Annotated in this window: 10 protein-coding genes; 8 read left to right on the top strand and 2 right to left on the bottom strand. The window is 60.0% G+C overall.

The features are described from left to right. Positions 1-198, bottom strand: a 198-nt coding sequence (locus ACOCD2_RS10065; protein ID WP_293652559.1) for a hypothetical protein, incomplete at its 3' end; no start/stop codon positions are given. Positions 199-238: 40 nt separating this feature from the next. Here ACOCD2_RS10065 and ACOCD2_RS10070 point away from each other — a divergent pair. After that, complete coding sequence (locus ACOCD2_RS10070) at positions 239-847, top strand: thiol:disulfide interchange protein DsbA/DsbL (RefSeq protein ID WP_293647324.1); 609 nt, start codon at positions 239-241, stop codon at positions 845-847. Between the two features lie 4 nt (positions 848-851). Continuing rightward, positions 852-1655 carry an endonuclease/exonuclease/phosphatase family protein gene (locus ACOCD2_RS10075; RefSeq protein ID WP_293647322.1) on the top strand — a complete coding sequence of 268 codons (804 nt, stop codon included), beginning with the start codon at positions 852-854 and terminating at the stop codon, positions 1653-1655. Positions 1656-1722: 67 nt separating this feature from the next. Here the strand turns inward: ACOCD2_RS10075 and ACOCD2_RS10080 are convergent, their stop codons facing one another. Next, positions 1723-2286, bottom strand: a complete 564-nt coding sequence (locus ACOCD2_RS10080; protein ID WP_293647320.1) for a hypothetical protein — start codon at positions 2284-2286, stop codon at positions 1723-1725. A 59-nt stretch (positions 2287-2345) separates the two neighbouring features. Here ACOCD2_RS10080 and ACOCD2_RS10085 point away from each other — a divergent pair, with 59 nt between their 5' ends. From ACOCD2_RS10085 to ACOCD2_RS10110, 6 genes are read left to right on the top strand one after another with little or no spacing between them, the layout of a single operon-like run. Beyond that, a complete protein-coding gene (locus ACOCD2_RS10085; protein WP_293647318.1) occupies positions 2346-3176 on the top strand; it encodes a metal ABC transporter solute-binding protein, Zn/Mn family in 831 nt (276 codons plus the stop codon). After that, on the top strand, positions 3173-3901 hold the full coding sequence (locus ACOCD2_RS10090; protein WP_293647316.1) for a metal ABC transporter ATP-binding protein: 729 nt from the start codon (positions 3173-3175) through the stop codon (positions 3899-3901). The genes ACOCD2_RS10085 and ACOCD2_RS10090 overlap by 4 nt, the downstream gene beginning before the upstream one ends. Continuing rightward, complete coding sequence (locus ACOCD2_RS10095) at positions 3901-4731, top strand: metal ABC transporter permease (RefSeq protein WP_293647314.1); 831 nt, start codon at positions 3901-3903, stop codon at positions 4729-4731. Before ACOCD2_RS10090 ends, ACOCD2_RS10095 begins: the two co-directional genes overlap by 1 nt. Then, on the top strand, positions 4725-4955 hold the full coding sequence (gene yidD, locus ACOCD2_RS10100) for a membrane protein insertion efficiency factor YidD (RefSeq protein WP_308214439.1): 231 nt from the start codon (positions 4725-4727) through the stop codon (positions 4953-4955). The genes ACOCD2_RS10095 and yidD overlap by 7 nt, the downstream gene beginning before the upstream one ends. After that, a complete protein-coding gene (locus ACOCD2_RS10105) occupies positions 4952-5992 on the top strand; it encodes a hypothetical protein (protein WP_293647310.1) in 1041 nt (346 codons plus the stop codon). The genes yidD and ACOCD2_RS10105 overlap by 4 nt, the downstream gene beginning before the upstream one ends. Continuing rightward, the gene (locus ACOCD2_RS10110; RefSeq protein WP_293647308.1) at positions 5983-6354 is read left to right on the top strand and encodes a hypothetical protein; all 372 of its coding nucleotides are present in this window, start codon (positions 5983-5985) and stop codon (positions 6352-6354) included. Before ACOCD2_RS10105 ends, ACOCD2_RS10110 begins: the two co-directional genes overlap by 10 nt. Positions 6355-6605 lie beyond the last annotated feature (251 nt).

Genomic DNA, 6605 nt, shown 5'->3' on the forward strand with positions numbered 1-6605 from the left:
TTCCCGGCGTGCCTTGCGCCAGAGGGAAAACAAAGTAGGCCTCCGAACGCGGCGTCCAGTCATTGGGAGCCAAGTACGGAGCAGCAACGAGCTTGCGAAGTTGTTGCGTAGTGTTTGGTGATCAGGACGGCTGGGGCACCAATAGGTTGTCAAAGGCCGAGTCGATTTTGGGGACTGGGATGTCCCAAAATCTATCACGAGGCCGAAGACACGCTTGAAAGCCCCCATGGAGTGTTCGATGAAAAAACTGCTCGTTCTGTTTCTACTGTGTCTCTTTTCCGCCGGCCTGCTCGCCGCCGACCCCAAAGAAGGCACGGATTACGATCTGATTTCTCCCGCCCCACCCAAAGGCAGCGGCAATGAGGTGGAAGTGCTGGAATTCTTCATGTACACCTGCCCTCACTGCAAGAACCTCGATCCAAAACTGCAGGAATGGGCGAAGAAGCTGCCGGAAAACGTCAAGTTCCATCACATGCCCGCCATGTTCGGCGGTTCGGCCAACCTTCATGCAAAGACTTATTTCGCCCTTGAGGTCATGGGCGAGGCCAAGCGTCTGCACAAGCCTTTCTTCAAAGCCATTCACGAGCAGAAGCGCCGCCTGCGCAACCAGAAAGACATTGAGAAATTCCTGGCCGAAAACGACGTGGATCTGGACAAGTTCCGCGCCGCCATGAAATCTTTCACCGTGCAGACCAAGGCCAACCGTGCGGCCGCACTGATGCGCCGTTACGGCATCCGCTCTGTCCCCAGCATGGTGGTCGACGGGCGTTACCGCATCAAGAACACACCCACCGTGCTGGAAACCACCGACATGCTGATCGAAAAAACGATTGCCGATCGCAAATAATCCCGTGACCGCAACGCCAGACAAGGACGTCTTAAGCCGTCACAGCACACTGCCGCGCCGCTTCAACCTGCTCAGCTATAACATCCAGGTAGGTGTGGACACCTGTCGCTACCGCGAATATGTGACCAAGGGCTGGAAACATGTTCTTCCGCACAGGGAGCGCATGGTGAACCTCAACCGCATGTCCGCCATGCTGGCGCAATTCGATATGGTGAGCCTGCAGGAAGTGGATGCAGGCAGCCTGCGCAGTGGTTTCGTGGACATCACGGAGTACCTGGCCCAGCGCGCCGGCTTTCCTCACTGGTACCGGCAGATCAACCGCAATATCGGCGTCATCGCCCGTCACAGCAACGGCTTCCTCAGCCGCTTCCGCCCCAGCAGGATCACCCACCACAAACTGCCGGGCGGTCCGGGGCGTGGCGCCATGCTGTTCGAGTTCGGCACCCACCGCGAAGCACTGCTGCTGTGCAGCGCGCATCTTGCCCTGGGACGCCGCGCGCGCGCCAAGCAGCTGGATTTTCTCAGCGAACTCCTTGAGAACCGCCCTCACGTGGTACTCATGGGTGACCTGAACGCCAGTTGTGAAGCACAGGAGATACGCCGCTTCATCCAGACCCATGACATGAGCGAACCAGCCTGCGACCAGCCCACCTTCCCCAGCTGGCGACCGATCAAGAAATTCGATCACATCCTGGTTTCGCGCAAGCTGCAGATCATCGGAACCAAGGTGCTGGATTACCCCCTGTCGGATCACCTGCCGGTCAGCATGGAGCTGGAACTGCCGGACAGCGCGAGAGACATCATCTGAGCATCCGGGACACCACCCGGTAAATTCAGGACTGCAATACCAACTTCACCACCAGCTTTGCCGCGGTTCAACCTGTTGAGCTGCCGGCCCAGGCATGGCGCCATTCCCTGCCCGTACCTTCACTGAGCAGCTGCATCAGCCCGTCACTAGGCAGGGCTTCGCCGGGATAGACCTGGTGGATCTCCACGGCGCATCTTGCGCCGAAACCGTATTGCCGCCAGTCCAGCATGGCAACAGGGCAGCTTTCTCCGCAGGCTTGGCAACGCCATAACTGCGCGCTGTCCCTCTCCCATACCTGCAGCTTCTCCTTCCATCCTGGCACAGGCGCCCGGCATGACGGGCAACGCGGGCGGCTTCGTGCCGGCGCGACGAACAGTGGTGGTGGCTGCCGGTCTGCGATCAGTGATACGTGACAGAAGTCCCAGCCACCATCGGCCGGGCGTTCGAGCTGCAGATGGGGCGAGCAGCCTGCAAAAGCAATGTGCCGGAAGAATTCAGGACCAGCCAGGTAGTGATGCGCTTCGAGCGCCTCTCCCACAAAACCGCAGCCCAGCAACAGGTCGCCAATATCGGAAACCGGCGGTGGCACGTCCAGCACGGGCAGGGGAAAGAGATACAGACTGGTGTTCATGGTATTTGCAAATAACGGGGATGCTACAATATACCACTGATTTTTCGAGCCGGATCACCATGCGCTTTCTCCCCTTCCTACTGCTGATTTTTACCCTGCAGGCCCTGGCCGCCAAAAAGGCGCTGGTGGTCGTCAGCGTGCTACCGCAGAAAACCATCGTCCAGGGGGTGGCGGGAGACCTGGTAGATATCGAAGTGATGGTGGGCAAGGGGTTCAACCCGGCCACTTATCAGCCGTCTCCCCGCCAGATCGCCCGCCTGTCCAGGGCCGTGCTGTACGTGCGGGCCGGCATGCCTTTCGAACAGAGCTGGCTGCCGCGTTTCACCGCCGTGAATCCCGCCATGGCAATCCTGGACATGCGCGAGGGCCTGAAACTGCTGCCGGCACAGGGACACCATGCCCAAGATGCCGACCCCCACATCTGGACAGACCCTGAACTGGTCAAACAGCATGCACAAAGGCTGCGCGACAGGCTGGATGCGCTGTTTCCCGCTCACAAGAGCCGCTTTGACGAAAACTACAGCCGGTTTGCCGCAAGGCTCAATGCGCTGGACAGGGAACTGCAAACCACTCTGGCACCGGTCAGGGGGGAAAGCTTCCTCGTCTATCACCCGGCCTGGAGCTATTTCGCCCATCGCTATGGCCTGAAACAGATGGCCGTGGAACACGAAGGCAAGGAGCCCAACCCGCGCAGCCTGGCACGGCTGATCGAAACTGCGAAGCGCGCTCACATCCACACCATACTGGTACAACCCCAGCACAGTGCCGCAACAGCCAGGGTACTGGCGGATGCTATTGGCGCGAAGCTGGTGCAGATGGATCCCCTCGAAGCAGACATTTTTTCGGCGCTGCGCAAACTGGCAGCGGCGCTGACGGCACAGAAATCATGACCGGCAAGGCCATCGAAATCGAGGACGTTTCCTTTTCCTACGGCGACATACCCGTGCTCGACCACATAAGCCTGGAAGTCCCCCAACTGGAGTTTCTCGGCATCGTCGGCCCCAACGCCGGTGGCAAGAGCACCCTGCTGAAAATCATCCTCGGCCTGCTCAGGCCACAGCAGGGCAAGGTGCGGGTGTTGGGCAGTACACCCCGGCGGGCGCGGCGCAATCTAGGCTATGTGCCCCAGTATCCGGCTTTCGCCCGGGATTTCCCGGTCACGGTGGAGCAGGTCGTGCTCATGGGACGTCTGGGACAGGGGCGTATCATCGGCGGCTACAGCCGCAGGGACAGGGAGATCGCCCGCCGGGTGATGATAGAAACAGAGATGGACAACCTGGCGCAGCGGCGTATCGACCAGCTTTCCGGGGGGCAGCTGCAACGCGCTTTGGTCGCCCGGGCGCTGGCCTGCGAACCGAAGATCCTGCTGCTGGACGAACCCACCGCCAACATCGATATGCGCGTTGAGAACGAGCTGTTCGACCTGCTGAAAATCCTCAACAAGCGCATGACCATCCTGGTGGTTTCCCACGACATCGCCTTCATCTCAGGCTATGTGCACCGGGTTGCCTGCCTGAACCGCACCCTGATCTGTCACCACACGGAAGATATCGATGGCCAGGTGATCCAGCAGCTGTATGACGGAGACGTGCGCATGGTGGCGCATAAGCACTGATGGACGCCTTCCTCGAATACGGCTTTCTGCAAACCGCCCTGGCGGCCGGCCTGCTGGCCAGCATCGGCTGTGGCGTCATGGGCAGCTATGTGGTGGTGAAGCGTATCGGCTACATGGCCGGCGGCATTTCCCACAGCGTGCTGGCCGGCATGGGTGCCGCCCTGTTCTTCGGTTTTTCTCCCATGCTGGGGGCATTGATCGCCGCCCTGGTCGCCGCGCTGTTCATCGGCTGGATCAAGCTGCGCTGGCAGGCCCAGGAGGACACCCTCATCGGCGCCATGTGGGCCATCGGCATGTCCATCGGCGTGCTATTCATTTCCCGCACCCCCGGCTACAGCACCGACCTCATGAGCTATCTCTTCGGTAATATCCTGCTGGTATCACGCAGCCAGTTGTGGGAAATGGCCGCACTGAACGTCCTGGTCATCGGCATGGTGCTGGCCTTCTACCGGCAGTTTCTGGCCGTCTCCTTCGACGAGGAATTCGCCCGGCTGCGCGGCGTGCCGGTGAACTTCTTCTACCTGCTGTTCCTCTGCCTGGTGGCTCTGACCGTGGTACTGCTGGTGCAGGTGGTGGGCCTGATCCTGGTCATCGCCCTGCTCACCCTGCCCGCCGCCATTGCCGGCCACTACATCCACACCATGGGGCGCATGATGATCCTCGCCAGCGGGCTGGGCATGGTCTTCACCAGCGTCGGCATCTGGCTTTCCTATGTGCTGGACATGCCCACCGGCGCCATCATCATCCTGGTCGCCGGCAGCTGTTACCTGCTTTCCGCGCTCTTCAGCCAGTGGTGGCGCGAACGCCACTCCGGAAGCACGGCATCGTGAAACGTTTCTTCATCGCCCTGGTACGCGGCTATCAGCTGCTGATCAGTCCCTTCCTGGGCAACAATTGCCGCTACACCCCGACCTGCTCCGCCTATACCATCGAGGCGATGGAGAAACACGGTCCCCTGAAGGGCGTCTGGATGGGCATGAAACGCGTGGGCCGTTGTCACCCCTTCCATGAAGGCGGCTATGATCCTGTACCGGAGCCAAAAAACAAGAAATGACCTCAGACAGCCTGTTCCACAGTTTCGACGTTTTCCGGCAGTCCTTTGTCGACAGGCTCGCCGCCCTGCTCGAAGAACCCCAGCCGGGCAGCTTCATCCTGGTGCTGGCCAACGCCATCTACGATGAACACATCCATGCCCTGCTGCAGACACGCCTGGAACAGCGCTTCAGCGAACTGTCTGACGGGTTGAGACAGCAGCTGATCACGGGCCAGGGCCTCGAGGCACCGGAGGACGACCTGCTGGTCTTCCTCAAGCTCATGGCCGTGGGCCTGGAGAATCTCCAGCCAACACAGTTCCGGCGCGCCGGTCCCTGGGAACTGCAGTTCAATCCGGTCCGCGCCTTCCGTCCGCCACGCATGAGCAACACGGCCATCACCGGGCTGCATGCGCCCTTCGATCCCCAGGGTTTTCATTTCAACAAGCCTTTCCTGCGCAAGGAAATCCTCTGGGAAGGCGAACTGCTGGGCGATCACTGCCGCCTGCTGTACAACAAGTTCCCCTTTGCGCCCCTGCACGGCTTGCTGGTAGTGGAACCCGACGAGAAGCATCCGCAATACCTGGGCAAGTTCGCCCACGAACATGCCTGGCAACTCCTCGAACACCTGGGAAACACCCTGCCAGACTGTGGATTTGGCTACAGTGCCCGGGGCGCCTACTCCTCGGTCAATCACCAGCACCTGCAGATGTATGTTGGCAAGACTGGCGGCTACCCCGTAGAGCAGCCTCTGTGGCAGCACAACGGCGGCAGCGAAGCTTATCCCCTGGACTGCCAGGTATTCGGTTCTGTGGTGGATTCCTGGCGCTTCATCGATGAGCTACATGGCGCCAACCACAGCTACAACCTCCTCTACCGCCCCGGCAGGCTGTACGTGCTTCCCCGCGCCATGCAGGGCAGCTACACCCACGCAGGCTGGACAGGTGGTTTTGCCTGGGCGGAAACCGCCGGCGCCATCACCACCTTCAGCGAGCCACAATACCGGCAGCTCACCGCCCAAGACATCGTCACCGAAATGGAGAAACTGCAATGCCCCTGATCTACTCCATCGTCGAAAGCGCCGGCCACCCGAACTTTTCCACCCTCTACAGCCAGCTGGGCATGGAAGAGAAGCGCCTCAGCTCCATGCGCAAGGCCATGAGCCTGATGAAGAAACAGCCGCCGGACTACGTGGTGGCAGAATTCATCTATGGATACAGCAACAACTATGCCGGCGTGAATATCTCCAACCTGGATGTCATGCTCTACAGCCTGCAGAAATATGCACCACACTGCCGGGTGATCGTGTTCTGCAACAAGGATGAACGGCAGTACACAGACAAACTGCAAAGCATCTTTCCCCTGCACGGCGTGCTGGCCCGCCCGGTCTCGGTGGACAACATGAAAGCGCTGCTCGTGTAGGTGGCAATCACAAAGAGAGTTGGTGCGAATCATACGTCATCGCACCGACGCCATTCCAACCACCCCGTAGGATGCGGTGACGCAGGAACCGCATCATATGATCAACGCTTCCGGCAGCCGATATTCCTGCCGGCTCTTCCCCAAATGGAGTGGGTAGATTATCGTAATCCCCTATGAGAGACAAAGACCTATACGCCCAGATACTGGGAATCAAGAGTCCCTGGCAAGTATCCGGTGTAGAGCTGGCGCTG

This window comes from Thiolapillus sp., assembly GCF_048562965.1.
Lineage (GTDB): Bacteria > Pseudomonadota > Gammaproteobacteria > Chromatiales > Chromatiaceae > Thiolapillus > Thiolapillus brandeum_A.

What these genes read in the sequence shown, in the direction of transcription:
- ACOCD2_RS10105 (WP_293647310.1), top strand. Translation starts at nt 4,952, where the DNA reads ATGACCTCAGACAGCCTGTTCCACAGTTTCGACGTTTTCCGGCAGTCC.
- ACOCD2_RS10080 (WP_293647320.1), bottom strand. Translation starts at nt 2,286, where the DNA reads ATGAACACCAGTCTGTATCTCTTTCCCCTGCCCGTGCTGGACGTGCCA.
- ACOCD2_RS10110 (WP_293647308.1), top strand. Translation starts at nt 5,983, where the DNA reads ATGCCCCTGATCTACTCCATCGTCGAAAGCGCCGGCCACCCGAACTTT.
- ACOCD2_RS10095 (WP_293647314.1), top strand. Translation starts at nt 3,901, where the DNA reads ATGGACGCCTTCCTCGAATACGGCTTTCTGCAAACCGCCCTGGCGGCC.
- ACOCD2_RS10085 (WP_293647318.1), top strand. Translation starts at nt 2,346, where the DNA reads ATGCGCTTTCTCCCCTTCCTACTGCTGATTTTTACCCTGCAGGCCCTG.
- ACOCD2_RS10070 (WP_293647324.1), top strand. Translation starts at nt 239, where the DNA reads ATGAAAAAACTGCTCGTTCTGTTTCTACTGTGTCTCTTTTCCGCCGGC.
- ACOCD2_RS10090 (WP_293647316.1), top strand. Translation starts at nt 3,173, where the DNA reads ATGACCGGCAAGGCCATCGAAATCGAGGACGTTTCCTTTTCCTACGGC.